Below are 25600 nucleotides of genomic sequence, written 5' to 3' on the forward strand. Positions count from 1 at the left end.
AAGGCTTCGCCCTTTGAAGCCTTAATTAAAATTTTTTGTGATTTGGAGGTGGAGTATGAAACTTATAGTTACAACAGGGCCAAGCACTAAAGAAAATTGGGTAATTAAAGATTTAGTATCTTTAGGTGTAGATATATTTAGATTTAACACATCACATGGGAATATTAATGAATTAGATAATTTATATAAATGGATAAAAGAAGTTAGCTCGGACGTACATATCATGATAGATCTATCTGGTAGTAAGATAAGAGTTTCTGATAAACTTCCTTATATATATAAGATTTATAATGGTGAAGAAGTTATATTTTGTGGAGAAGATATCTATAAAAACAAAGGGTATGCAGCTAGAAATAGTGAAAGAAAAGTAATACCTTTAAATGTAAGCAATAAAGAACTTTTAGAAAATACTTTTAATGAGATGTCTATGAAAGATGATACTATGAAGTTTCAAGTTATAAGTTCTTTTAAAAAGGGAGTTATTGCAAAGGTTCAAAAAGGTGGAATAGTTAGAGCAGGTAAGGGATGCAATATAAAAGAGTTTAAGAGAGAGGGCAAGTCTTTTTGTGAAAAAGATATAGAGGGTTTAAATTTTGCAATAAAAAATAATATAGAAATAATCTGCCAGTCCTTTGTAGAATCTAGCTATGATATAGATTTAGTTTTAGATTATATAAAAAATAATAGCAGTTCTTATAATCCAAGGATTTTTGGAAAGGTTGAAACTCCAAAGGGAGCAAAAAATATAAAAGATTTTATAGGTAAGATAGACTCTGTAGTGATAGGAAGAGGGGATTTAGTTCCTGAAAGTGATATTAAATATGCACCTATATATCAAGATGAAATAATTAAAGAAGTTAAAAAATATGATAAAGATAAAGATATATATATAGGAACTCATATTCTAAATAGTATGAAAAAAGGAAGTCTTCCTGACTTTTCAGAAGTTGATGGTATTTATAATTTAATAGAAAAAGGAGTATCAGGCTTTCTATTATCAGGAGAGACATCTATAGGTAAGGCACCAGTTAATACAGTAAAATACTTAAAGGAGCTTGTGGAATTTTATGAAAGAAGAAAATAAAGTTAATTTAGATGATAGGAAAATGCTTTATTACGGAGTTATTTGGAGCATTTTAGGAGCATCAACTATATTACTTATCTATAACGCAATTAAAATAATAATGTAAAATTATAGCATACCTTCAAAATATAAAAAGGTATGCTAATTTATTGATGAAAAGTAAAATTTAAAGTATAATTATACTATAAGTTTAATTTAAGACAAGTGGGGGAACTGGGAATGGATGAAATTAAGTTAAAAACCTTAAAAGGTAAAATGATTAAGACACTTATGCCTGTTTTTATTATCGCTATGGTAGTGACAGCACTAATTGTAGGGGAGCTGAATCTTGAATTTTTTATTGCGGTTATTGTAAGTTCTGTTATTGTATGTTTTGTAATCGCTAAAGTTTCAGATAGTGTATCAAATGATATTAAAGAAGTTGGTGATGAAATTCACAAATTTGCTGAAGGAAATTTTAAAAATGAACTTGATTCTAAGAAGCTAGAAGAAAAGAGCGAGATTGGAAGTATGCTTACATCAGTTAAGGAAACTCAAGTTTCGATAGGTAAAATGATGAACAACGTAAAGTTTAACGCAGAGGCTATTGATATGAATGCTCAAGCACTTGCAAACATAGCAGGAGAACTTTCAAGACTTACAGAAGGTATAGTTCTTGCAATAGGTGATGTAGCTAATGGAACTACTAGCCAAGCAACAGACCTTTCTGAAATTTCAGCAGCTATGGTTAACTTTAGTAGTAATTTAGATACTGTTAAATCAGATATAGCAGTTGTTGAAGAGATGGCAACAGATATAAATAAAGAAGCTCAAAATAGTAACACTGAACTAGGGGCATTAACTTCTAATTTAGATAGTTTTAAAAAAGAATTCGATAAATTTAACGATGACATTTGGAATACTACAGATCAAATCAAAAAGATTAATGGAATGACAGATTTAATAAATAATATCTCAGAGCAAACTAACCTTTTAGCACTAAACGCAGCTATTGAAGCTGCAAGGGCTGGAGACGCTGGAAGAGGCTTTGCTGTAGTTGCAGAAGAAATAAGAAAACTTGCAGAGATGAGTAAAGAATCTACAGGAAATATTTGCGTAACTGTAAAAGAAATTTTAGCTAACACAGATAGACTTGTAAACAGAACAGCTTCTATGGATAAAGAACTAAGTTCTCAAACTGTAGTTATTCAAAATACAATCGAAGTGTTTAAAGCTATTTCTATTTCAATAGGTAATATTATTCCAAAAGTCGAAACTATGGTAAAAGCTTTTAATAAAATAAACGAGCAAAAAACAAGTATCTTAGAAAGAGTTGATAATATTTCTGCAATATCAGAAGAAATATCAGCAACATCACAAGAAGTTACAGCTTCTTCAGAAGAATTAAATTCTTCAAGTCAAGAAGTTGCAGGTGCAGCAGAATGCTTAAAAGCTCTTACGTCAGATATGAGCGGAAGTTTAGATGTATTCAAAATAAAAGATATGGAAGAATTAATTGAAGAATAAAAGTGGAAAGTAATTTCCACTTTTTTTTTATTACAGCGTTATTGACAAAGCTCTTTGTAAAAGTTATCATTCTCTTATAAACATATACGTATATGTTTATAAGAAGGAGGGGAAGTTATGAAAAAGAGATGGTGGCATAACTCAGTTGTATATCAAATTTATCCAAGGAGTTTTAATGATTCTAATAATGATGGAATAGGTGATATTAGAGGTATTATAGAAAAACTTGATTATTTAAAAGAATTAGGGATAGATGTAGTTTGGCTAAGTCCAGTTTATAAATCGCCTAATGACGATAATGGATATGATATTAGTGATTATAGAGATATAATGGATGAGTTTGGAAATATGAGTGATATGGAAGAACTTATTTTAGAGAGTAAAAAAAGAGGAATAAAAATACTTATGGATTTAGTATTAAATCACACTTCTGACGAGCATAAGTGGTTTATTGAAGCTAAAAAGTCAAAAGATAATAAATATAGAGATTATTATGTTTGGAGGAAAGAGCCAAACGGTTTAAAGTCAACCTTTGGGGGAAGTGCTTTTGAATACGATAAAGAAAGTGGAGAGTATTATCTTCATCTATTTAGTAAAAAGCAACCAGACTTAAATTTCGAAAATAAAGATTTAAGAAAAGAAATTTACGATATGATTAACTTTTGGATAGATAAAGGTGTAGGTGGATTTAGATTAGATGTTATAGATTTAATAGGAAAGGTTCCAGATAAAGAAATTAAGGAAAATGGACCTAAACTTCATGAGTATCTAAAAGAAATGAATAAAGAAACCTTTGGAGATAAAGACTTATTAACTGTCGGAGAAACTTGGGGTGCAACTCCTGAAATAGCTAAGCTTTATTCAAGCGAGGAAGAAAAAGAACTTAGTATGGTATTTCAGTTTGAACATATAAGTTTAGATAAGATCCCAGGAAAAAGAAAATGGGACCTTAAAAAATTAGACTTAAGAGATTTAAAAAGAGTATTAAGTAAGTGGCAAATAGAGCTTAAGAGTAATGGATGGAATAGTCTTTTTTGGAATAACCACGACCTTCCAAGGATAGTTTCAAGGTGGGGAAAGGATGATTCTGAAAAAAGCCGAGTATTAAGTAGTAAGATGCTTGGAACGATTCTTCACGGAATGAGAGGAACTCCTTATATTTATCAAGGTGAAGAGATCGGGATGACTAATATAAAATTTAAAGACATAGAAGACTATGATGATATTGAAATTAAGAATATGTATAAAGAGAGAATAGCTTTAGGTTATAGTCACAAAGATATAATGGAATCAATCTATGCAAAGGGGAGAGACAATGCAAGAACTCCTATGCAGTGGGATGATTCTATAAATGCTGGTTTTACAAAAAATAAACCTTGGCTTAAAGTTAATGAAAACTACAAAACTATAAACGTTAAAAATGCTTTAGAAGATAAGGGTTCTATTTTCTATCACTATAAAAAGTTAATAAAACTAAGAAAAGAGAACGAAACTATTATTTATGGAGACTATACTCCTTTAGATTTAGAGTCTACTAACACATTTTCTTATTTAAGAGAATTAAATGGAGATAGGATACTTGTAGTTTCAAACTTTTATGAAGAAGAAACAGAGTTTAACTTAAAAGGAATAGAGTATAGTGATTTAGAGATACTAATTAGTAATTATAAAGATTCTAGCACGGAATTAAAATCCCTTAAGCTTAGACCTTTTGAAGCTATTATGTTTAGATTAAAATAGAGGGCAGAAATGCCTTTTATTTTTTCCCCTAAAATAATTAAAAAACTTTTATGAAAACGATTGACAGAACTTGTACGTATAGTGTATATTTAAAACATAAGATATACGTACAACTTTCAAGAGGAGGTATTTTTAAAATGGGTAAGTTTAAAGAAGATGTAAACCTTTTAGTAGAATATATTGGGGGAAGAGACAATATAGCTACATTAACACATTGCGTAACTAGAATGAGATTCGTGTTAAAAGATCCAAGCAAAGCAGATGCATCTAAGATAGAAGAATTAAAATCTGTTAAAGGCACGTTTACTCAAGCTGGTCAATTTCAAGTTATTATAGGTCCAGAAGTATCAACTTTTTATAATGAATTTATAGGACAAACAGGTATAGAGGGAGAAAGCAAGGAAGCTGTAAAAGAAGCTTCAAAGAAAAATATGAGCCTTCTTCAAAGAGCAGTTGCAAATTTAGCTGAAATCTTTGCACCAATCATTCCAGCTATTATAGTTGGTGGTTTGCTTTTAGGTTTTAGAAATATTATAGGTGAGATGAAGTTATTTGAAAATGGAACAATGACTTTAACACAGATTTCAGTATTTTGGAATGGGGTAAACAGTTTTCTTTGGCTAATTTGTGAAGCTATTTTCCACTTCTTACCTGTAGGAGTTACTTGGTCTGTAACTAAAAAGATGGGTGCAAACCAAATGCTAGGTATAGTTCTTGGTATAACATTAGTTTCACCACAATTACTTAATGCTTATGCAGTAGCAGGAGCAGATAAAATTCCGTTTTGGGATTTTGGCTTCTTTAAAATAGAAATGATAGGTTATCAAGCTCAAGTTATTCCAGCTATTTTAGTAGGATTTGCATATGTTTACTTAGAAAGATTTTGGAAAAAAGTATCACCAGCATCTATAGAGATGATAATAGTACCATTTTTCTCATTAGTTCCAGCAGTATTATTAGCACATACAGTATTAGGACCTATAGGTTGGAAGATAGGAGACCTTATAGCACAAGGAGTATCATTTGGATTTAACTCATCAATAGGATGGTTATTTGGAGGAATATATGGATTTATCTATCCAATTTTAGTAATCACAGGATTACACCACACTCTTTTACCAGTAGATTTACAGCTTATAGCATCAACTGGAGGAACATATATGTGGCCAATCGTTGCACTTGCAAACATAGCGCAAGGTTCAGCAGTTTTAGGATATATTTACTTAAAGAGAAAAAATGATGAAGAAAAACAAATTGCGGTGCCAGCTTGCATATCAGCATACCTTGGGGTAACTGAACCTGCAATATTTGGTATAAACTTAAAATACTTCTACCCATTCATAGCTGGACTTACAGGTTCAGGAATAGCAGGTATTATATCAATGATTACTGGAGTTGTTGCAAACTCTGTTGGAGTTGGAGGACTTCCTGCAATACTTTCAATTAGAGGTTCTAGCATGTTACCATACGCTATATGTATGGCAGTTGCAATAGTAGTACCATTTGTACTTACATTAGTATTTTCAAAAACAAAACTAGCTAAGTATGGAACAAAATAAGTTCTTTAATATAAAAAAATAAATGAAGGGGGTTATTTTATAACTCCTTTTATGCTTTTAAAGAAATTAACTTGACAGAATAAATAAAAAACATTATCTTATACTTGTACGTATAAGTTGGAGGTTTAAAATGAGTGACTTTAAAAAAGGTGTAGTTTATCAAATTTATCCTAAATCATTTAAGGATTCAAATGGAGATGGACTTGGAGATTTAAAAGGAATAGTAGAAAAATTAGATTATTTAAAAACTTTAGGAATAGATTATATATGGCTGACTCCGTTTTATGTGTCACCACAAAAAGATAACGGCTATGACGTAGCTGATTATTACAAAGTAGATCCAAAGTTTGGAACTATGGAAGATTTCGAAACTTTAGTTAGTGAAGCAAAAAAGAGAGATATTAAAATAATGCTAGATATGGTGTTTAATCATACATCAACTGAACACATTTGGTTTAAGAAAGCATTAAAAGGTGAAAAGAAATATAAAGATTTTTATATATTTAAAAAAGGTAAGGACAACAAAGAGCCTACAAACTGGATTTCAAAGTTTGGAGGAAACGCTTGGGAGTACGTTGAAAGTTTAGATGAATATTATCTTCATTTATTTGATGTAACTCAAGCTGATTTAAATTGGGATAACGAAGAATTAAGAAAAGAGATTTATAAAGTAGTAAATTTTTGGCTTCAAAAGGGAGTTAAAGGATTTAGACTAGATGTTATAAATTTAATTTCAAAACCTAAGGTATATGAAGACGATCTTTTAGGGGATGGAAGAAGGTTTTATACTGACGGACCTAATATCCACAAATACTTAAAAGAATTAAACGAAAATACTTTTGGAAAATATCAAGACGTAATAACAGTAGGTGAGATGTCATCAACTTCAATAGATAATTGCATAAAATACTCAAACCCTAAAGAACAAGAATTAAGCATGGTATTTAATTTCCACCATTTAAAAGTAGATTACAAAGATGGTGAAAAGTGGTCTTTAATGGATTTTGATTTTAAAAAACTTAAGGAGCTGTTTAGCACTTGGCAAGAAGAAATGATAAAAGGCGGAGGGTATAATGCGCTCTTTTGGTGTAACCACGATCAACCTAGAGTGAATTCAAGGTTTGGAAACACAGAAAAATATCACAAAGAATCTTCTAAGATGTTAGCGACTTCAATTCATATGATGAGTGGAATGCCTTATATTTACCAAGGAGAAGAGTTTGGGATGACTAACCCAGATTTTGAAAATATAGATGAATACAAAGACGTAGAATCTATTAATTATTATAATATTTTAAAAGAATCAGGTGCTTTAGAAAAAGATATAATAAAAATACTTAACTCAAAATCAAGGGATAACTCTAGAACTCCAGTTCAGTGGGATGATTCTAAAAATGCTGGATTTACGAAAGGAACTCCTTGGATTAACACTTCAAAAAACTATATAACTATAAATGCTAAAAATGCATTAGAAGATAAAACTTCAGTATTTTATCATTATAAAAAGCTTATAGAAATAAGAAAAGAAGAGGAAACAGTTTCTTTAGGTGATTATAAAATATTAAATGAGGACCACGATAAAGTTTATGCTTATAAGAGGGAGTATAAAGGAGAATCATTAATAGTTATAAATAACTTTTATGATGTAGAAACTGAAATCTCTATAGAAGAAAAATACTTTAAAGGTAAGCATATAAAAATCCTTTTATCAAATTATGATGATAGTAGTTTAGATTTAAAAAGATTAAAATTAAGACCTTACGAATCTATAATATATAAATTAAGTTAAAGGTTAAGCTTAGGCTACAAATAAGGTAGCCTAAGCTTATTTTAATATAGTATAATATATGTAAAGATTTTAAAGTTAAGAGGTGCAACATGAGTAAATACGTAAGTATATACAATGAGTTTGTAGGAGATATAGAAAACGGTATATTAAAAAATGGGGAAAAGTTAAAATCTGAATCAGATTTAATGAAACAGTATGATGTATCAAGAGATACTATAAGAAAATCATTAAACCTTTTAGAGCAAAACGGATATATTCAAAAGTTAAAAGGGAAAGGTTCTTTCGTTTTAGATAGAAATAAATTTGATTTTCCTGTTTCAGGTATAACTAGTTTCTACGAACTTTCAAAAAAGATGGGTAAAGAGATTAAAACTCAAGTTGAAGAATTTAGCTTAAAAGCAGCTGATGAAAAAATGAAAGTAAAATTAGAACTAAGTGATGAAGACCATATTTGGAAAGTAGTTAGAGTTAGAAATATAGATGGGGAAAATATAATATTAGATAAAGACTACTTAAATGGAAGTATAATTCAAACTTTAACTTTAGATGTTTGTAAAAGATCTCTTTATGAATATATAGAAGGAGAGCTTGGACTTAAAATTTCTTACGCAAAAAAAGAAATAACAGTTCAAAAGGCATCGACAGAAGATAAAAGACTTTTAGATTTAGAGCATTATGATATGGTTGTTGTAGTTAAAAGCTACACTTATCTAAACGATACTACTCTTTTTCAATATACTGAATCAAGGCATAGACCTGATAAATTCAAATTTGTGGATTTTGCAAGAAGATAGAGTTTTTAAAAAGCATAAGGATAAACCTTGTGCTTTTATTTTTTTTATTTGTAATAGGAGACACTTTTCTATATAATATGATTAAAAATGATAATTATATTCAATTACTCGTTTTGAATTAAAGGAGATTATTAATGGAAAAGATAAATAAGTTCCAAAGTTTAACTATTTTTATTATGGTTTTATTAGGAATTATATTAGGACAAATAACTTTTATAGAAAGATATTCAGAATATTTAATTATGCCGTCATTAACAATAATGCTTTTGTTAGTGTTTATACAAGTACCTTTAAGTGAAATAGGAAGTTCTTTTAAAAATTTAAAATTTACATTAACAGCAATTATTATAAATTTTGTATGGACACCAATATTAATATTTATTTTAGGTAGATTATTTTTAAATAATAACCCAGAACTTTTAATAGGATTCATTATGCTTATGGTAACTCCTTGTACTGATTGGTATTTAATATTTATAGGGATTTCAAAAGGAAATGTCGCTTTAGGCTCGTCTATTCTTCCTTTAAATCTGATACTTCAATTACTTTTACTACCTGTATACATATTACTAATAGGGGGGGCTAGTATATCAATAGATATATTAAGTCTAGGAAAAGGAGTGGCACTTAGCTTAATAATCCCACTACTTTTATCAACAATTGTAAGAAAACTTATTATAAAAAGAGTAGGGAATAATAAATTTGAAGAAAAGGTGATCCCTAAAGTTTGTGATTCACAAGGATACTTTTTAAATATAGCAATTATAGCTATGTTTGCATCACAAGGGAAGGTATTACTAGAAAATTATAAGGTTCTTTTTATTTTATTAATTCCTATTTTATTATTTTTTGTAATCAATTTTATAGTTGGAAGAATTGCAGGAAAGCTTACAAAACTAAATTATCAAGATGGGGTTTCGTTAAATTTAACTACTATCGCAAGAAACTCTCCTATAGCACTCGCAATTGCAGTTGCGTCATTTCCTGATAGACCGCTTATTGCATTAGCACTTATAATTGGACCACTTATAGAATTACCTGTATTGTTTTTAGTATCTAAGATTTTATTAAATCTAAAATCAAGAGAAGAATCATATAAAGAAATTATAATTGATAATTAAAAAGTCAATTTTAAAGAAATATATAACTCTTAAATTTTAGGGGGGAATTTATGAAAAACAAAATGAAATGTTTTAAATGTGATTCTACCAAGGTTAAAAAAGTAAAAGCACCACCAGTTAGGGCTAGAGAGGGATTCAAAACAAAACTTTTAAACCCTAACTATTATATTTGCTTAGATTGCGGATATAGTGAGTTTTGGTTTGAATCAAAGGAAGAATTAGATTTTTTATCAAAATGAGAGTGATTTTTTTAAAATGCCGTATTATTTAAAACAAATATACGGTATTTTTATTTTTGCGTATTTAAACGTAAGATTTCGTAAGGTTTTCTTATAATTATTTTAAAACCTACTTTTTATAATGAAAATATATTATAAAAAGAGGTGTAGAGGATGAAAAAAGTTATTATATTAATTATTTTATTATGTTGTGGAGGTTATATTTTAGGAGGTATGTTACATAAGGAAAGTTATAAAAATCCTACTATAAATAAAAATATAAAAGATAAAGAATTAGTCTTAGTAAACAAAGAAAATGGAGTAGATAAAAATTATAAAGACGATAAGCTTGTAATACCAAATATAAGGTTTAATAATAGCTCGAGTAATGAAGAAAAGCATGTATCTAAAAGAATAGCTAAAAGCCTAGAAGCTATGTTTAATGATGCTGAAAACGAAGGAATAATTCTTTTAGGGAATTCAGGATATAGATCATATGAATCGCAGGTACAAACTTATAATAATAGAGTTAAATCAGAAGGAAAGAAAATGGCTGATGCGTATGTTGCAAAACCAGGATTTAGTGAACACCAAACAGGGCTTTGCATAGATATAACAAACGAAGGAAAATATTTTGCTAAAGGAACAAAGGAAGCGGATTGGTTAAATGATAACTGCTATAAGTATGGGTTTATTATAAGATATCCTGAAGGAAAAGAATCAGTAACAGGTATATCATACGAGCCTTGGCACATAAGATATGTTGGTAAAGAGGCTGCAAAGATAATTCACAATCAAAATATTACGTTAGAGGAGTATTTAATGGATAAGGCTTAGGTTTGAATAAATTATCATAAGCTACCAAAGCAAGTGGTAAATCGGTTAGAATTCCTATAAAAATTAAATCATATGAATAGTTAATGAAATGAATTCTATTACTTCTATAAGTAATGATTTTAAAGAAATAAGGTGTCATATTAACATAAAGCAATTTTTTTACTTTAGGCGAATTAATTACATTAAGAATAATAAGATTTGCTATAATCAGTTTTGAAATATTTGGAATCACCCTATATTTAATTGTAGTATTGAAATTATAGGAGAGTGAGAATAAGAAAAAAATTAAAATCTGAAATTTACAACTAGTAATATGGGATATAGATTCATTAAATAAAGCTTTATAAATTTAAAGTATATAGAAAAAAGGACAAGATTATCTTGTCCTTTTTTATTTGGTGCCACCAGTGGGAATCGAACCCACACGGTAAAACCGCATGATTTTGAGTCATGTGCGTCTGCCAGTTCCGCCATGGTGGCATAAAAATTTGCAACTTGTATAAAATATTATAGCATAGGAAAGTAAAAGATTGCAATTAAATTAACAAATAAGAAAATAAAAAAAGTTTAATAACCCCTTAAAAATGGGGAAAAATAAAGGATATAGAAAAATATTAAAAAAAAATGAAAGAATAAGGTTGTTTGATTGTGGTAGATTTGCTAAAATATATTTAGGATAAAACTATCCCACAGGGACAGTTTTTGACCTAGCTAGAAAATAAACTAGAGATAAAACTCGTAGTTTAGAATCTAATAATTAGGGAGGAGTAATTAGAATATGATGTATTCAAAAGAAGTTGAAGAAATGTGTGTAATCGCAAAAGGACCTAACCACGGACCAGCACCAATCCCTGTAGAAGGAAGATGGGTAGCAGCAAAAGAAGTAAGTGATATTTCAGGTCTTACTCACGGTATAGGTTGGTGTGCACCTCAACAAGGAGCTTGTAAGCTTACTTTAAACGTTAAAGATGGAATAATAGAGGAAGCATTAATAGAGACTATAGGATGTTCAGGTATGACTCACTCTGCAGCAATGGCTTCAGAAATCTTACCAGGAAAAACTATATTAGAAGCATTAAACACAGACTTAGTTTGTGATGCTATAAACACTGCAATGAGAGAATTATTCTTACAAATCGTATACGGAAGATCTCAAACTGCATTCTCAGAAGGCGGACTTCCAATAGGAGCTGGACTTGAAGATTTAGGAAAAGGTCTTAGATCACAAGTTGGTACTATGTACGGTACAGTTGCTAAAGGACCTAGATACTTAGAAATGGCTGAAGGTTACGTAACTAAAGTTGCTTTAGATGCTGACAACCAAATTATCGGTTACAAATTCGTTCACCTTGGAAGAATGATGGAGTTCGTTGGTAAAGGAATGACAGCTAACGAAGCTATGGAAAAAGCAAGCGGACAATACGGAAGAGTTGCAGACGCTGTTAAATTAGTAGACCCAAGACACGAATAATTTATTAAAAGTTGTAAGGAGGATTTTTAATCATGGCATTATTTGAAAGTTATGAAAGAAGAATAGATCAAATCGTTCCTGTATTAAACAAATACGGAATGAAAACAATAGAAGATGCGAAAGTAGTTTGTGATGAAATCGGAATCGATCCATACAAAATCACTGAAGAAACTCAACCAATCGCATTCGAAAATGCTAAATGGGCATACACTTTAGGTGCTGCTATAGCAATCAAAAAAGGATGTACAACTGCTGCTGAAGCTGCTGAAGCTATCGGAGAAGGATTACAAGCTTTCTGTATCCCTGGTTCAGTTGCTGACGACAGAAAAGTTGGTTTAGGACACGGAAACTTAGGAGCTATGCTTTTAAGAGAAGAAACTAAATGTTTCGCTTTCTTAGCAGGACATGAATCATTCGCTGCTGCTGAAGGAGCTATCAAAATAGCTGAAAAAGCTAACAAAGTAAGAAAAGAAGATTTAAGAGTTATCTTAAACGGTCTTGGAAAAGACGCTGCTATGATCATCTCAAGAATCAACGGATTTACTTATGTTGAAACTAAATTTGACTATGCTACAGGAAAATTAAACATAGTTAAAGAAACTGCTTACTCAAACGGAGACAGAGCTAAAGTTAAATGCTACGGTTCAGACGACGTTAGAGAAGGTGTTGCTATAATGCATCACGAAGGAGTTGACGTTTCAATCACTGGTAACTCAACTAACCCTACAAGATTCCAACACCCAGTTGCTGGAACTTACAAAAAAGAGTGTGTAGAGCAAGGTAAAAAATACTTCTCAGTAGCATCAGGTGGTGGTACAGGAAGAACTCTTCACCCAGATAACATGGGTGCAGGTCCAGCTTCATACGGTATGACTGATACTATGGGAAGAATGCACTCAGATGCACAATTCGCAGGATCATCATCAGTTCCAGCTCACGTTGAAATGATGGGTCTTATCGGAATGGGTAACAACCCAATGGTAGGAGCTACTGTTGCAGTTGCTGTTGCTGTAGAAGAAGGAATGAAAAATAAATAATTTAAAATTAATATTTTAAATTTTTTAGTACCACAACTTAGGTTGTGGTACTTTTTGTATTTAGAGGAATTATAAAAAAATATATTTTTAAAAAATAGTGTTCAAATCTGCATTAAGGTAATACTAATAGTAAGGTGGACATAAAATTTTTATATAGTTTATTAATAAATTATAGTTTATTTGAACTGTAGTTATATTATGTTAAAATGTGGTGAATTTAGCCTATATTAGATGGTTAATAGGAGGCTATTGCCGTATAATTAAAGAGAGGATAGGAGGAATTATTATGGATATAGGAATTATAAAATTTAGAGCAAGAGAAAAAATGAAAGAAGATAAAGCGGTTATCCTAGGAGTTTCATTTAGTTCAATAGTATTAGCACTTTGCATTGCTGAAGTTAATATGTACTTAGGCTTAGGATTTACATTACTAGCTTGTATGGTTGAAGCATTTATAGGTGTTGCTATTACAGCTTTCTTCTTAAATATCGTAAAAACAGGTAGAGGTAAGTTAGCTAGTTTAAAAGTTAGTCCTAAAACTTATTTCAGATATGTTGGATATACAATATTTGTAGGTCTATTTAGCTTAATTGTTAGCTTAATACTTTGTATTCCAATATTATTTAAACTATTAGATTATATACGTAATATTGATTTATTATTATATTATGGAATAGGTCTTGGAGATTTAGGTGGTTTAGTTGGAGAAATAATTATTCTTGTAATTATTGCAGTAGCTGCAGGGATAATATTTAATTTATTCTTCTTCTGTACTAAGTTTTTAATAGTAGAAGGAAATTCTGTTAAAGATAGTTTCGGAAAATCAATCGAAATGATGAAAGGGTACAAAGGAAAATTATTCTTAACTCAACTTTCATTTATAGGTTGGTTCTTATTAGTTATTATAACTTGTGGAATTTATTCAGTTTGGTTTATCCCTTACTACAATGCTTCTATGGCTCAATTTTATCTTGAATTAAAGAGAGAATTAAATGGGAAAAATGAAGCTAAAGAAGATTTAGAAGAAGACACAGATTCTGTAGATGAAGAAATAATAGTTGAAAATACAGTTTTTTCTGGAACTAATGAAGGAGAAACTGAAACAGTAGGTGTTATTGAATCAGTTAGAGAGCCTAAAGAAGAAGTAGTAGAAGAAAAATAGAAGATGATACTGAAAAGTAAAATTTAGTTTTTATTAAGAGAGAGAATAACAAAGGTTATTCTCTCTTTTTTACTTTTTAATTGGTAAAAAAGAGTTTATTAATAAAAATTGTATAATAATATTGGAAATAGAAAAAATGTATACAAAAGCTAATTATTCAATAATATTTCTATAATATTATACAAATTATAAATATATATAATATTAGCTTAGAAAATATTGTATAAAAAATGAATTTAAATAACAAATGGTTAATAATATAAAAGTATGATGAAAAAAATAAGAATACAAGTTAAAATACCATTAGGGGAAGGCGGAAAGGAATTATTAGTTGGAATAATTTATTTTCTAAAATAACACATCACTAAAAAATCCTTATGAAATAATAAATGTACAACAACTACTTAAAATTAAAATTAACTGAATTTTCGGGGAGGGTTAATTTTGATTTAGATTAATAAGGAGGGGGCTCTTTATTATATATAGAATAGCAGATGGGCTTTGTTATTCAAGTTGGAGTGATCGGAATTAAAAAGAGGGTTTAAAACATGGTTAAAATAGTAAGGGTATTTTAACCGTTAGGGGAATGTGGTAAAAAGCGGAAAGGTTAATTAGCGGATAATTAACAAAAAAACATATAGTGAGAAATATGTTAGCAAAAAGCTATGTCTAGTAAGACATAGCTTTTTGTTGAATTTACGAACGATTAGCTTTTTAAACAGGTTGCATTATTCGTAAAAACCTTAAAATTATGAAAAAAACTTAAAAATATAGAAAAAATATTCGTAGTTAGGGTAGAAAAATGTAAAAAAATAAGGTATTATAGAATGCGGACGAAATTTACATGAAAGAGTGATAAGATGAAAAACCTTTTTAAAAAAGACGGTCTATTAGATAATTATTTCGATATTACTAAGGCTGGTTCTACACCTAAAACAGAAGTTTTAGCTGGTATTACAACATTTATGACGATGGCATACATATTAATTGTTAACCCATCAATTTTATCAGCAGCTGGAATGGATCAAGGAGCAGTATTTACTGCAACAGCACTTTCAGCATTTGTTGCAACTATGCTTACTGGATTATACGCTAAATTACCTTTTGCACAAGCACCAGGAATGGGATTAAACGCATTCTTTGCTTTCACAGTAGTTCTACAAATGGGTTATTCTTACCAATTTGCACTTACTGCAGTATTCTTAGAAGGTATTATATTTATATTATTAACTTTATTTAATGTTAGAGAAGCTATCGTAGACTCTATACCAGATTGTATTAAAAAAGGTATAGCTGTTGGAATCGGGCTTTTAATTGCTTTAATTGGACTTGAAGGAGCTGGTATAGTTGTTCACCAAGATGGAGGAACAATTGTACAACTTGGAAATATAGTAAAAGGACCTGGGCTTTTAGCTATAGTTGGTTTATTAATTACATCAGTTTTAATAGCTAGAAAAATCAAGGGAGCATTATTTATTGGGATGCTTGTTACTGCAATAATAGGTATACCTTTTGGTTTAACACCTATGCCTAGTACTTTAATGAGTGCACCACCTTCAATTAAAGGTGTGCTATTTGCTTTTGAATGGCATAATATATTTAGTTTTGATATGGTAATAGTATTATTTACATTATTATTTATGGATTTATTTGATACTATAGGTACTTTAGTTGGAGTTGCAACTAAAGCTAAGATGCTTGATAAAGATGGAAAAGTTCCAAACATAAAAAAAGCATTATTATCAGACGCTATAGGAACTACTTTTGGAGCTTGCGTTGGAACAAGTACTGTATCAACATTCGTTGAAAGTGCAGCAGGAGTTGCAGAAGGGGGAAGAACAGGACTTACAGCTGTAACTACAGCTATAATGTTTGGTCTTGCATTATTCTTTGCTCCGATCTTTGCAGTAATTACGCCAGCTGTAACAGCTTCAGCTTTAATCTTAGTAGGTTTATTTATGATTGAACCTATTAAAGAGATAAACTTTGAAGATTTTACAGAAGCTATACCTGCATTTTTAACTATAATAATGATGCCTTTCTCATATAGTATATCTGATGGTATCATATTTGGGGTTATATCTTATATTGTATTAAAAGTTTTCACTGGAAAATTCAAAGATATAAGTTTAGCAACAGTTGTTATTGCAATAGTATTTATTCTAAAATTCGTATTACACTAAGAGTTTTAAGCACCTAATTATTAGGTGCTTTTTTTTATACATTAATGCTAACCATTCATTAAAAGTAGAATTTTCTATAATAAGATATAATATTATAGAAAATCGAACTATTTGCCTCAAAAAATCAAAAATAATCGTAAAAAAATTGTCGAATTATCTGAAAACTGGTATAATCTTTTTATTATATTATTTTACAAAAGAAAGTAGGAGATTAAATGGCAGAAGATAAAAAGCTTAGATGGTATAATCTTTCTTTAATGGCATTTGTAATGGTTTGGGGATTTGGTAACGTAGTAAATAACTTCGCAAACCAAGGGCTTCAAGTAGTAGTTTCTTGGGTGCTTATTATAGGATTATACTTTGTTCCTTATGCCCTTATGGTAGGAGAACTTGGCTCTGTTTTTAAAGAAGGTAAAGGGGGAGTTAGTACTTGGATTAGAGAAACTAGTACACCAACTCTTGCATACTTTGCAGGGTGGACTTACTGGGTAGTACATATTCCATATCTTGCTCAAAAGCCACAAAACGTTTTAGTTGGACTTGGGTGGATATTTAAAGGGAATGGAGATTTAATAAAGACTTTATCTCCTATGACGGCACAGTTAATAACTTTAGGTATTTTCTTATTTTTCGTTTGGGTTTCATTAAAAGGAATGAACTCACTTAAAATAATTGGTACAGTAGCAGGTACAGCTACATTTATTATGTCTATACTTTACATATTAATGATGATTGCAGCACCAGCTTTAAGAGGTGTTCAGATTGCAACTACAGATATTTCGTTACATAGTGTAATTCCTAATTTTAACTTTGCATACCTAACAACAATATCTATGTTAGTATTCTCAGTTGGTGGTGCAGAAAAGATATCACCTTATGTAAATAACACTAAGAACGCTTCAAAAGAATTTCCAATAGGTATGATAGTACTAGCTATTATGGTTGGGGTATCAGCTATTTTAGGATCAGTTGCTATGGGAATGATGTTTGATGCAAATAATATTCCAAACGATCTTATGATGAATGGTCAATATTATGCATTCCAAAAACTTGGAGATTATTATGGTCTTGGAAATGTACTTTTAATTATTTATGCAATTGCAAATACAGCAGCTCAAATTTCTGCTTTAGTATTCTCAATAGATGCACCTTTAAAAGTATTACTTGCAGATACTGATGATAATTTTGTTCCTAAAGGTTTAACAAAAACTAATAAAAATGGAGCTCCAGTTAACGGTTATATAATGACTTCTATTTTAGTTGGGATACTTATAGTAGTTCCTGCTTTAGGAATAGGAAACATGAACGAATTATACAGCTGGCTTTTAAGATTAAATGCTGTTGTAATGCCACTTAGATATCTTTGGGTGTTCTTAGCGTTTATGTTACTTAAAAAGGCTAAAGATAAGTTTAAATCAGATTACAAATTCCTAAAAAATGATAAGATTGCATTTGGAGTAGGCGTTTGGTGCTTTATCTTTACAGCATTTGCCTGTGTGCTTGGAATGTTCCCTCAAGGTGTAGAAACTTTTAGTAGCCCTTGGTGGTTCCAAATTAGCTTAAATGTTTTAACACCATTTATATTAATAGGTTTAGGATTTATATTACCTGTTATAGCTAAAAAGAAAAAAATATAAATTTTTAAGTGCTAAATTTAATTTAGCACTTTTTTTCTACTTTAAAAATGAAGAAAAGATTAAGTATAGAGTATAAACTTGAAAAATAAATTAAAATACTATATAATAAGTTACACAATAACTCTTATATAATTATGTTAAGAAAATTTAAGGAATATATGCTTTTATCCTTAAGAATTAAATTGTATAATGAAGTAAACAAGGAAGAAAAGGAATGAGGATATGAATAGAGTGAATTGGAAAGCTATACTTTATATAATAATAGGTGTTGTTATTATAGGGGCTGTCATTAGTTTATTTATTTATCTTTTACCTTTCATATTAGTTGTGATGCTTGTCCTTTGGGGATATTTCAAATTAAAAGGTAAAAAGGTAGAAAAAGAATTTAAAGAAAATGAAAATGTGTATGAAGAAAGAGAAACATATTATAGCAATGAGAAGAGCACTGACTCAGAGGATGATGACTTCGACACATCAAAAGCAATCGACGTAGATTATGAAAATATTGATGATAAATAGTGTATAATAGAGCTAAGTAATATATTTTACTTAGCTCTAGTTTAGGTATATTAGAAAGTAAGGAGAGAAAATATGAATTTCAGAAGACTTAGAATTTTTTATGAAACAGCTATACATTTAAATATGACAAAGGTTGCTAAAAGTTTATATATCAGTCAACCGTCGGTAAGCCAAGCGATAGGAGAATTAGAAGAAGACTTAGGAGTAAAACTTTTTGATAGGATAGGTAGAAAGATATCTTTAACTCATGAAGGTGAAGTTTATTTTAACTATGCAAGAAGAATTTTAAACCTTTACGATGAGGGCGTTGATACCATTAGAAAAATGGGTAACAGAGAGTTTGGAAAAATTAATATCGGAGCAAGTACAACTATTGGTATTTATATTCTTCCAGATATAATAAAAGAGTTTACAAAACTTAATAAAAAAATTGAAATATCATTAATAATAGAAAATACAGAGAATATAGAGAAGTTGATTTTAGAAAATAAGATAGACTTTGCATTTACAGAAGGTGCTATTCACTCAGAAGAAATTACATATAAAAAGTTTTTAGAAGATGAAATTGTATTTATTACACCAGCAAATGAAGAATGGGAAAAAGTAGAGTTTTTAAAAGGTGACATATTAACTAAAGAAAAATTTATAATGAGAGAATACGGAAGTGGTACTAGAGAAACAGTTGAAAACTATCTAAATAAAAACGAGATAAGTTATAGAGTCTATATGGAACTAGGTAGTGGAGAGGCTATCAAAAAAAGTGTTGAAGCTGGTCTTGGTATAGGTTGTATATCTAATCTTTGCGTAAAAGAAGAAGTAGAAAACAACAAATTACTTATTAAAGGTTTTAATGGTGAAAAAATCAAAAGAGATCTATTATTTTTACATCACAAAGATAAATTTATAAGCAGTAATATGGAAGCTTTTATAGATGAAGCATTCAAAATAAAATAAAAATCTTTTTTTCTAAAATTAATTTAATAAAATTGTTTACATAAAGACATGCTAGGGTAGCGTGTCTTTTTTTATATTCAAATTTGTAAAAAAAGGTAGCGTGATATATAATTGTAAAAAAATGTTTTTTTACATTTCGTAAGAAAAAGGGGGCAATATTATGGAAAAGATAAAGATGAAAACTCCATTAGTTGAAATGGATGGAGACGAAATGACAAGAGTTTTATGGAAAGAAATAAAAAGTATATTACTAGAGCCTTTTATAGAACTAAATACGAAATATTATGATTTAGGACTTTTAAACAGAGATATTACGAATGATGATGTAACAAAGGAAGCGGCGCTTGCAATAAAAAAATACGGGGTTGGAGTTAAGTGTGCAACTATTACTCCAAATAAAGACAGAGTTAAAGAATATAACTTAAAAGATATGTATAAAAGTCCAAACGGAACTATAAGAGCTATTTTAGATGGAACTGTTTTTAGAGCACCAATAATTACAAAGGTTGTTGAAGCTTACATAAAAACATGGAAGAAACCTATTACTATAGCAAGGCATGCTTACGGAGATATATATAAAGATGTGGAAATGAAAGTCTCTAAAGGAAAGTGTGAGCTTTTATTTACAGATGAGAACGGGGAAGAAGTAAGAAAGCTTATTCATAACTTTGATGGGGATGGCGTTGTGCTTGGGATGCATAACTTAAATAATTCTATCGAAAGCTTTGCTAGAAGTTCTTTTAACTATGCGTTAGATACAAAGCAAGATTTATGGTTCTCAAGCAAGGATACTATATCGAAACTATACGATCATACTTTTAAAGATATATTTAACGAGATATTTGAAAAAGAATATAAAGAAAAGTTTGAAAAAGAAAATATTGAGTATTTTTATACTCTTATAGATGATGCTGTAGCTAGAGTTATTAAGTCAGAAGGTGGGATGATTTGGGCTTGTAAAAACTATGATGGTGATGTTATGAGTGATATGATTGCAACAGCTTTTGGTTCTTTAGCTATGATGACTTCAGTTTTAGTATCTCCAGATGGAAACTTTGAGTACGAAGCTGCACATGGAACAGTTCAAAGACATTATTATAAGCACCTTAAAGGGGAAGAAACTTCTACAAACTCAGTTGCTACAATTTTTGCTTGGACTGGAGCGCTTAGAAAAAGAGGGGAATTAGATTCTAATAAGGAACTTATCGATTTTTCAAATAAGTTAGAAGAAGCAGTTATAGAGACTATAGAAAAAGGATTTATGACTAAAGATTTAGCTTTAATTAGCAATTTTGAAAATATTAAGGTTAGAAACAGTTTTGAGTTTTTAGAGGATGTAAAAAATACCCTTTTAGACAAAATATTATAAAAAATATGTATTAAAAATAAAATTAGTAATAAAAAATTAATATAATTAATTAAACTGAGAAAATCAGAAAAAATTACAAAAATAATCCATAAAAATGTTTACATTCTGTGAAAAATTATATAAAATAGGATTTAAGGAAGGGAAATAATGCTAAAAGATATAAAAAATTAATTGTTTTAAGTAATATTTCTCTTGACTAAATCCTATAATATTAAAGTAGGTTTCAAGATTACAAAAATAACTTACAAAATATTCAAAAACTATGTACAAACCGTAAAATAGATGTTATTATGTAAATGATAACAGATGAAGAAAAAGGAAATTGTACTAATAATTAGGGAATAGAAGGAGATGCAGATTATGAACAAAGTATTAGTATTGTCTAAAGGAACAGGGCAATCAAAAGCATTTGAAAGATTTGTTAACGACTACACTGAGAAGAACTCTTTAAATATCGAGTGGATATTTTCAAATGATTCAGGTATGGGAGAAATCATTGAAAATGGAGATGTTAACGTAGCTCTTATCTCACCAGAGATGTTACTTGTAGAAAAGAAGGTTCAACAAGAATTAGAAGGGGCTAATATTCCATACGCTAGTATTAAACCAGCTGATTTTGGATTAAAGAGAATTGAAAAAATTCTGCCAACAATAGAAGAATACTTAAAATAAATTTAATATATAAGTTATATAAATTTACTTAAGTTAATATAATTAAATATAATTTAAAAGGGTTTGTAGTTTAAAAAGAATTGCAAATTATATGATACTAAGTTATGGGTACTTTCGAGATTTACAGGGCGGCACCCTAGTAAATCAAAAAAGAAAGTTTCATATAAATAAATCAATTCAGGGGGGAAACCAAAATGAAATTTATGGACAAATTTGCTGCTTGGCTTGAAAAGGTTATGATGCCTATCGCATCAAAACTTGGTAGCCAAAAACACTTAGCTGCGCTAAGAGATGGATTTATAGCTTACCTACCTATATCATTAATCGGTGCCGTTGGTACTATGATGCTAAACGTTTTATTAAAACCGGACTCATTAGTAGGTAGAGAATTAATGAAGATTGAGGCATACAAAACTTCTGTATTCCCATTCTTAGAAAAATATGTTAACCCAGTGTTTAACCAAATGTGGTGGGCAACATTAGCAATGACTACTATTTATTTAGTAATCACTATAGCTTACGCTTACGGTAGATCTCAAGAAGTAGATCCACTTGCTACAGCAATCGTTGCTTTAGGTTCATACTTAGCTATGATTCCAGATTCACAAGTTTTAGATGGATTAACTTCAACTATTAAAGATGTAACTTTAGTAGAAAAAGTTCCTGAAACTCTAAACAAAATCGCTGGAACTTTAGGTGTTGCACCTGACGCTTTAAAAGAAAGTTTAGTTGGCGCTGACTTTATAACTACAACAGGAACTTGGGGACAAATCTCTTGGGGTTCATTTAACTCAACTGCAATGTTCGCTGGTATCTTAGTTGCATTATTCTCAGCTCAATTCTTCTGCTTTATAGTTAAAAAAGGACTTGTTATCAAGTTACCAGATCAAGTACCACCAGCAGTTTCAAGATCATTCGCTGCAGTTATACCTGGTATCTTAACAGTTATGGTATTTGCAATAATTTCAATGATATTCTTAAAAATTGTAGGAACTGACTACAAATCTTGGATAGATACTACAATTCAAAAACCATTAGAAAGATTAGGACAATCTCCATTTACTTATATTGGATTAATCACTTTCTCTCAATTATTATGGTTCTTTGGATTACACGGTATGAATATGGTAGAGCCTGCTCTTAATACTATGTACTTACCAACATTAAACGAAAATATTGAATTAGTTGCTCAAGGTAAAGAAGCAATCCACACATTCACTAGAAACTTCGTAGACGTATACGCAATGCCAGGTGGATCAGGAGCTACTTTCGCTCTTATCATTTCAATAATGATTTTCTCTAAGAGACAAGAGCAAAAAGAACTTGCTAAATTAGCATTCGCTCCAGGATTATTCCAAATCAACGAGCCAGTAATATTCGGTTTACCAATCGTATTAAACCCAATTTACTTTATACCATTCGTATTAACTCCAGGTATATTATTAACTTTAGCATACTTCGCTACAGAAGCAGGTATGGTAGAAAAAATCCAAGCGTTCATTCCTTGGACAACTCCACCAATACTATCAGCTTTCTTAGCTACAAATGGAGATTTCAAAGCAGCTATATTAGCAGCATTACTATTCGTAGTAGCTCTAATTATCTGGACACCATTTGTTATAGCTTCTAACAAGATGGCAGAAGATGCTGAATAATTAGAAGAATAATATTAATTTTGAAGTGCATAAGCTATAAATATAGCTTATGCCTTCTTTTAAATTTTAGGAAAATACTGTATTAAAATTTAAATTTATATTAGAATTAGTGTAGGGGCTAATATAAATTTAGATTTTAAGGGAGGGACTTATTTATGGCATTTATAAATAGTGTAGAATTAGATTATCCAGTAGATGAGGTATTTAAAGTAATTATTAGAACAGCAAAAAGGGATTTTGCAAATTTCAATCCTAAGGATCCTATAGGAGCTTATACTATAAAAACTGCTGGGAACTATGGAATGAAACAAGCAAAAGTAAGGGTTGAGATAACAGATTATAAGTTAAATGAAGTATATCAAATAACAACAGTTAGAGATAAATTAATGTTTGTTTCTACATATAGATTTGAAGACCTAGGTGATTCAAAAACTAGATTCACATTAGAAGAATCAGATTGTACAGAAGGCTTTTTTAAAGCTATGAACGGTATGATTCAAAACTTCGTTTTTAAAAAGAGAATTAAAAATAGATTTTCTTATTTAGTACAAGGTTTAGAAAATGAAATATTAACTCACAGAGAAAAGGTAGAAAAAGCAAAACCGAAGGCTGTTTCAGAATAAAAAAAGAATAATGTAGAACCTTTGAAATATAATATATTGTAAATAATTAAAAAGGATATCTAAAAATGGATATAAAAAGTTATTACAAGTATTATAAGATGCTAGAAGAACTTAAAAAGGACAAAGGTTCATTAGTTTTTAAAGTTAATGGAGAAAAAGATACAAGTAAGTTATATAACGTTAAGATTGAAGGGGGAAAACTTCCAAAGGGTAAGGAAATTTTTCTAGAATCTAATAGTTTAAAAGATATACTTAAAAGAGTTTATGAAAAGTATAATAAAAGCTAAAAAAGAAGGAAATAATTTTCCTTCTTTTTTTATTTAAAATGCATAATTTCCATCTTTAAAAATCTCTATAGTTTTATCATCGTAAGTTACGCCTATTATTTCTAAGTCAGAAGTTCCAAACATAAAGTCAACGTGAGTTAAAGATACGTTTGAACCTGCCTTTAAAAGCTCTTCTTTAGAAAGATTTTCTCCGTCTTTTATACATGATGGGTAAGCTTCACCTATAGCTAAGTGACAAGATGCATTTTCATCATATAAAGTATTATAAAATAATATGTTTGAATTAGAAATCGGTGAGTTATAAGGAACTAAAGCAACTTCTCCTAAGTATCTAGAACCTTCGTCTGTGTTTATTAATTCTCTTAAAGCTTCTAGCCCTTCTTTTGCATCGAAATTAACTATTTCTCCCTTTTTAAAAGTAATGTTAAAGTCATTAATTAAAGTTCCATTATAATTTAAAGGCTTTGATGCATATACTACTCCGTTTACACCATCTCTTTTAGGAGTTGTGAAGATTTCTTCTGTTGGCATATTTGCTATAAATTCAACTCCTCCTTTAGTAAGTTCAGAACCTCCACACCAAATATGGTTTAAAGGTAATTCTACTTTTAAATCTGTTCCTAGTGAGTTTTTCATCTTTAGATATTTAAAGTTATTTTTATTGAAAAAATCTAAATGTTTTTTTATGTTATTTAAATGAATATCCCAAGACTTTATAGGGTCTTCGCTATTTAATCTCATAATATCAAAGATAGAATTCCATAAAAGCTCTATAGCTTCTTTAGAAGAAACATCATTAAATACTTTCATAGCCCATTCTTTAGTTGGGATTGAAACTATGCACCAAGCATTTTCGTTACTCATAAGTTTATCTGAGTAAACCTCTTTTAAAGCCTTACTTCTAGCTTGAACGCTAGATGAAATCTTTTTAGGGTCTACATCTTTTAAAAGCTCAGGGTTACTTGCTGAAATTGCAAATACAGAAGCGCCACGGCTAATATAATAGTTATATTTTTCTACTTCAAAATCTGGTATTTCTGATACTGTTTCTATAGATGCGTTTTGAAGTCTTATTTTTGTAAAATCTTCATCTGAGTAATTTATAAATACATCTTTTGCACCGATTTTAAATGCAGCTTCGGCTACCTTTCTTGCAAAGTAATCACATTTTATAGGTGAATTAATTATAAGTAATCCATCTTTTTGAATATTTAACCCTTTTTTTACTATAAGGTTTGCATATTTTTTTAAAAGTAAATCAAAATTTTCGTTCATTTTTCTACCTCCATTGATTAATTTAAATATAATTTTACCATAATAAGTAATAATAATATAGTTAATAGCTAGTTAACTTAAGTAAATCTTGTAAGGACAAAGGATAAA

At 29.7% G+C, this 25600-nt stretch carries 23 protein-coding genes and 1 tRNA gene; 22 read left to right on the forward strand and 2 right to left on the reverse strand.

What is annotated here, in order from left to right; translation table 11 throughout:
* Positions 1–55: 55 nt before the first annotated feature.
* The 10 genes from INR60_RS02750 (at position 56) to INR60_RS02790 (ending at position 10648) form a co-directional block, all read left to right on the forward strand.
* Positions 56–1084 (forward strand): pyruvate kinase, encoded by a 1029-nt coding sequence (locus tag INR60_RS02750; RefSeq protein ID WP_194189941.1) that lies wholly within the window; start codon positions 56–58, stop codon positions 1082–1084.
* Positions 1068–1190 (forward strand): hypothetical protein, encoded by a 123-nt coding sequence (locus tag INR60_RS17490; protein WP_274380426.1) that lies wholly within the window; start codon positions 1068–1070, stop codon positions 1188–1190. Before INR60_RS02750 ends, INR60_RS17490 begins: the two co-directional genes overlap by 17 nt.
* Positions 1191–1303: 113 nt before the next feature.
* A complete protein-coding gene (locus INR60_RS02755) occupies positions 1304–2590 on the forward strand; it encodes a methyl-accepting chemotaxis protein (RefSeq protein WP_194189942.1) in 1287 nt (428 codons plus the stop codon).
* Between the two features lie 117 nt (positions 2591–2707).
* Positions 2708–4330 (forward strand): glycoside hydrolase family 13 protein, encoded by a 1623-nt coding sequence (locus INR60_RS02760; protein ID WP_194189943.1) that lies wholly within the window; start codon positions 2708–2710, stop codon positions 4328–4330.
* Positions 4331–4467: 137 nt separating this feature from the next.
* Positions 4468–5889, forward strand: coding sequence for a PTS system trehalose-specific EIIBC component (treP, locus tag INR60_RS02765; protein WP_194189944.1), 1422 nt, complete (start codon positions 4468–4470; stop codon positions 5887–5889).
* Between the two features lie 130 nt (positions 5890–6019).
* Complete coding sequence (gene treC / locus INR60_RS02770) at positions 6020–7678, forward strand: alpha,alpha-phosphotrehalase (RefSeq protein WP_194189945.1); 1659 nt, start codon at positions 6020–6022, stop codon at positions 7676–7678.
* Positions 7679–7767: 89 nt separating this feature from the next.
* A complete protein-coding gene (gene treR / locus INR60_RS02775; RefSeq protein ID WP_194189946.1) occupies positions 7768–8472 on the forward strand; it encodes a trehalose operon repressor in 705 nt (234 codons plus the stop codon).
* Positions 8473–8606: 134 nt separating this feature from the next.
* Positions 8607–9593, forward strand: a complete 987-nt coding sequence (locus INR60_RS02780; protein WP_194189947.1) for an arsenic resistance protein — start codon at positions 8607–8609, stop codon at positions 9591–9593.
* 50 nt (positions 9594–9643) lie between these two features.
* The gene (locus INR60_RS02785; protein WP_194189948.1) at positions 9644–9832 is read left to right on the forward strand and encodes a hypothetical protein; all 189 of its coding nucleotides are present in this window, start codon (positions 9644–9646) and stop codon (positions 9830–9832) included.
* 153 nt (positions 9833–9985) lie between these two features.
* A complete protein-coding gene (locus tag INR60_RS02790) occupies positions 9986–10648 on the forward strand; it encodes a M15 family metallopeptidase (RefSeq protein ID WP_194189949.1) in 663 nt (220 codons plus the stop codon).
* A 396-nt stretch (positions 10649–11044) separates the two neighbouring features.
* Here INR60_RS02790 and INR60_RS02795 read toward each other — a convergent pair.
* Positions 11045–11128 (reverse strand) — tRNA-Leu (locus INR60_RS02795).
* Between the two features lie 298 nt (positions 11129–11426).
* Here INR60_RS02795 and INR60_RS02800 point away from each other — a divergent pair.
* From INR60_RS02800 to INR60_RS02855, 12 genes are all read left to right on the forward strand, one after another.
* The gene (locus INR60_RS02800; protein ID WP_194189950.1) at positions 11427–12119 is read left to right on the forward strand and encodes an iron-sulfur cluster assembly scaffold protein; all 693 of its coding nucleotides are present in this window, start codon (positions 11427–11429) and stop codon (positions 12117–12119) included.
* Positions 12120–12151: 32 nt separating this feature from the next.
* Positions 12152–13156 carry a GGGtGRT protein gene (locus INR60_RS02805; RefSeq protein ID WP_194189951.1) on the forward strand — a complete coding sequence of 335 codons (1005 nt, stop codon included), beginning with the start codon at positions 12152–12154 and terminating at the stop codon, positions 13154–13156.
* A gap of 286 nt (positions 13157–13442) precedes the next feature.
* The gene (locus INR60_RS02810) at positions 13443–14318 is read left to right on the forward strand and encodes a DUF975 family protein (RefSeq protein ID WP_194189952.1); all 876 of its coding nucleotides are present in this window, start codon (positions 13443–13445) and stop codon (positions 14316–14318) included.
* A gap of 860 nt (positions 14319–15178) precedes the next feature.
* On the forward strand, positions 15179–16501 hold the full coding sequence (locus INR60_RS02815; RefSeq protein WP_194189953.1) for an NCS2 family permease: 1323 nt from the start codon (positions 15179–15181) through the stop codon (positions 16499–16501).
* Between the two features lie 215 nt (positions 16502–16716).
* Positions 16717–18138 carry an amino acid permease gene (locus INR60_RS02820; RefSeq protein WP_194189954.1) on the forward strand — a complete coding sequence of 474 codons (1422 nt, stop codon included), beginning with the start codon at positions 16717–16719 and terminating at the stop codon, positions 18136–18138.
* Positions 18139–18360: 222 nt separating this feature from the next.
* Positions 18361–18657, forward strand: coding sequence for a hypothetical protein (locus INR60_RS02825; protein ID WP_194189955.1), 297 nt, complete (start codon positions 18361–18363; stop codon positions 18655–18657).
* Between the two features lie 72 nt (positions 18658–18729).
* Complete coding sequence (locus tag INR60_RS02830; RefSeq protein ID WP_194189956.1) at positions 18730–19611, forward strand: LysR substrate-binding domain-containing protein; 882 nt, start codon at positions 18730–18732, stop codon at positions 19609–19611.
* 160 nt (positions 19612–19771) lie between these two features.
* Positions 19772–20980 (forward strand): NADP-dependent isocitrate dehydrogenase, encoded by a 1209-nt coding sequence (locus tag INR60_RS02835; protein WP_194189957.1) that lies wholly within the window; start codon positions 19772–19774, stop codon positions 20978–20980.
* A 360-nt stretch (positions 20981–21340) separates the two neighbouring features.
* The gene (locus INR60_RS02840; protein ID WP_194189958.1) at positions 21341–21652 is read left to right on the forward strand and encodes a hypothetical protein; all 312 of its coding nucleotides are present in this window, start codon (positions 21341–21343) and stop codon (positions 21650–21652) included.
* Positions 21653–21846: 194 nt separating this feature from the next.
* Positions 21847–23307, forward strand: a complete 1461-nt coding sequence (locus INR60_RS02845) for a PTS sugar transporter subunit IIC (RefSeq protein ID WP_194189959.1) — start codon at positions 21847–21849, stop codon at positions 23305–23307.
* Between the two features lie 155 nt (positions 23308–23462).
* Positions 23463–23930: a DUF3284 domain-containing protein gene (locus INR60_RS02850; protein WP_194189960.1), complete on the forward strand. Its 468-nt coding sequence runs from the start codon at positions 23463–23465 to the stop codon at positions 23928–23930.
* Between the two features lie 65 nt (positions 23931–23995).
* Complete coding sequence (locus INR60_RS02855; RefSeq protein ID WP_194189961.1) at positions 23996–24217, forward strand: hypothetical protein; 222 nt, start codon at positions 23996–23998, stop codon at positions 24215–24217.
* A 33-nt stretch (positions 24218–24250) separates the two neighbouring features.
* Here the strand turns inward: INR60_RS02855 and INR60_RS02860 are convergent, their stop codons facing one another.
* A complete protein-coding gene (locus INR60_RS02860; RefSeq protein ID WP_194189962.1) occupies positions 24251–25492 on the reverse strand; it encodes an aminopeptidase in 1242 nt (413 codons plus the stop codon).
* Positions 25493–25600 lie beyond the last annotated feature (108 nt).

It is taken from the genome of Clostridium chrysemydis (assembly GCF_015234215.1).
Lineage (GTDB): Bacteria > Bacillota > Clostridia > Clostridiales > Clostridiaceae > Clostridium > Clostridium chrysemydis.

Excerpts from the sequence above, each read along its gene's own strand:
- INR60_RS02750 (WP_194189941.1), top strand. The coding sequence starts at position 56 with ATGAAACTTATAGTTACAACAGGGCCAAGCACTAAAGAAAATTGGGTA.
- INR60_RS17490 (WP_274380426.1), top strand. The coding sequence starts at position 1,068 with ATGAAAGAAGAAAATAAAGTTAATTTAGATGATAGGAAAATGCTTTAT.
- INR60_RS02755 (WP_194189942.1), top strand. The coding sequence starts at position 1,304 with ATGGATGAAATTAAGTTAAAAACCTTAAAAGGTAAAATGATTAAGACA.
- INR60_RS02760 (WP_194189943.1), top strand. The coding sequence starts at position 2,708 with ATGAAAAAGAGATGGTGGCATAACTCAGTTGTATATCAAATTTATCCA.
- treP (WP_194189944.1), top strand. The coding sequence starts at position 4,468 with ATGGGTAAGTTTAAAGAAGATGTAAACCTTTTAGTAGAATATATTGGG.
- treC (WP_194189945.1), top strand. The coding sequence starts at position 6,020 with ATGAGTGACTTTAAAAAAGGTGTAGTTTATCAAATTTATCCTAAATCA.
- treR (WP_194189946.1), top strand. The coding sequence starts at position 7,768 with ATGAGTAAATACGTAAGTATATACAATGAGTTTGTAGGAGATATAGAA.
- INR60_RS02780 (WP_194189947.1), top strand. The coding sequence starts at position 8,607 with ATGGAAAAGATAAATAAGTTCCAAAGTTTAACTATTTTTATTATGGTT.
- INR60_RS02785 (WP_194189948.1), top strand. The coding sequence starts at position 9,644 with ATGAAAAACAAAATGAAATGTTTTAAATGTGATTCTACCAAGGTTAAA.
- INR60_RS02790 (WP_194189949.1), top strand. The coding sequence starts at position 9,986 with ATGAAAAAAGTTATTATATTAATTATTTTATTATGTTGTGGAGGTTAT.
- INR60_RS02800 (WP_194189950.1), top strand. The coding sequence starts at position 11,427 with ATGATGTATTCAAAAGAAGTTGAAGAAATGTGTGTAATCGCAAAAGGA.
- INR60_RS02805 (WP_194189951.1), top strand. The coding sequence starts at position 12,152 with ATGGCATTATTTGAAAGTTATGAAAGAAGAATAGATCAAATCGTTCCT.
- INR60_RS02810 (WP_194189952.1), top strand. The coding sequence starts at position 13,443 with ATGGATATAGGAATTATAAAATTTAGAGCAAGAGAAAAAATGAAAGAA.
- INR60_RS02815 (WP_194189953.1), top strand. The coding sequence starts at position 15,179 with ATGAAAAACCTTTTTAAAAAAGACGGTCTATTAGATAATTATTTCGAT.
- INR60_RS02820 (WP_194189954.1), top strand. The coding sequence starts at position 16,717 with ATGGCAGAAGATAAAAAGCTTAGATGGTATAATCTTTCTTTAATGGCA.
- INR60_RS02825 (WP_194189955.1), top strand. The coding sequence starts at position 18,361 with ATGAATAGAGTGAATTGGAAAGCTATACTTTATATAATAATAGGTGTT.
- INR60_RS02830 (WP_194189956.1), top strand. The coding sequence starts at position 18,730 with ATGAATTTCAGAAGACTTAGAATTTTTTATGAAACAGCTATACATTTA.
- INR60_RS02835 (WP_194189957.1), top strand. The coding sequence starts at position 19,772 with ATGGAAAAGATAAAGATGAAAACTCCATTAGTTGAAATGGATGGAGAC.
- INR60_RS02840 (WP_194189958.1), top strand. The coding sequence starts at position 21,341 with ATGAACAAAGTATTAGTATTGTCTAAAGGAACAGGGCAATCAAAAGCA.
- INR60_RS02845 (WP_194189959.1), top strand. The coding sequence starts at position 21,847 with ATGAAATTTATGGACAAATTTGCTGCTTGGCTTGAAAAGGTTATGATG.
- INR60_RS02850 (WP_194189960.1), top strand. The coding sequence starts at position 23,463 with ATGGCATTTATAAATAGTGTAGAATTAGATTATCCAGTAGATGAGGTA.
- INR60_RS02855 (WP_194189961.1), top strand. The coding sequence starts at position 23,996 with ATGGATATAAAAAGTTATTACAAGTATTATAAGATGCTAGAAGAACTT.
- INR60_RS02860 (WP_194189962.1), bottom strand. The coding sequence starts at position 25,492 with ATGAACGAAAATTTTGATTTACTTTTAAAAAAATATGCAAACCTTATA.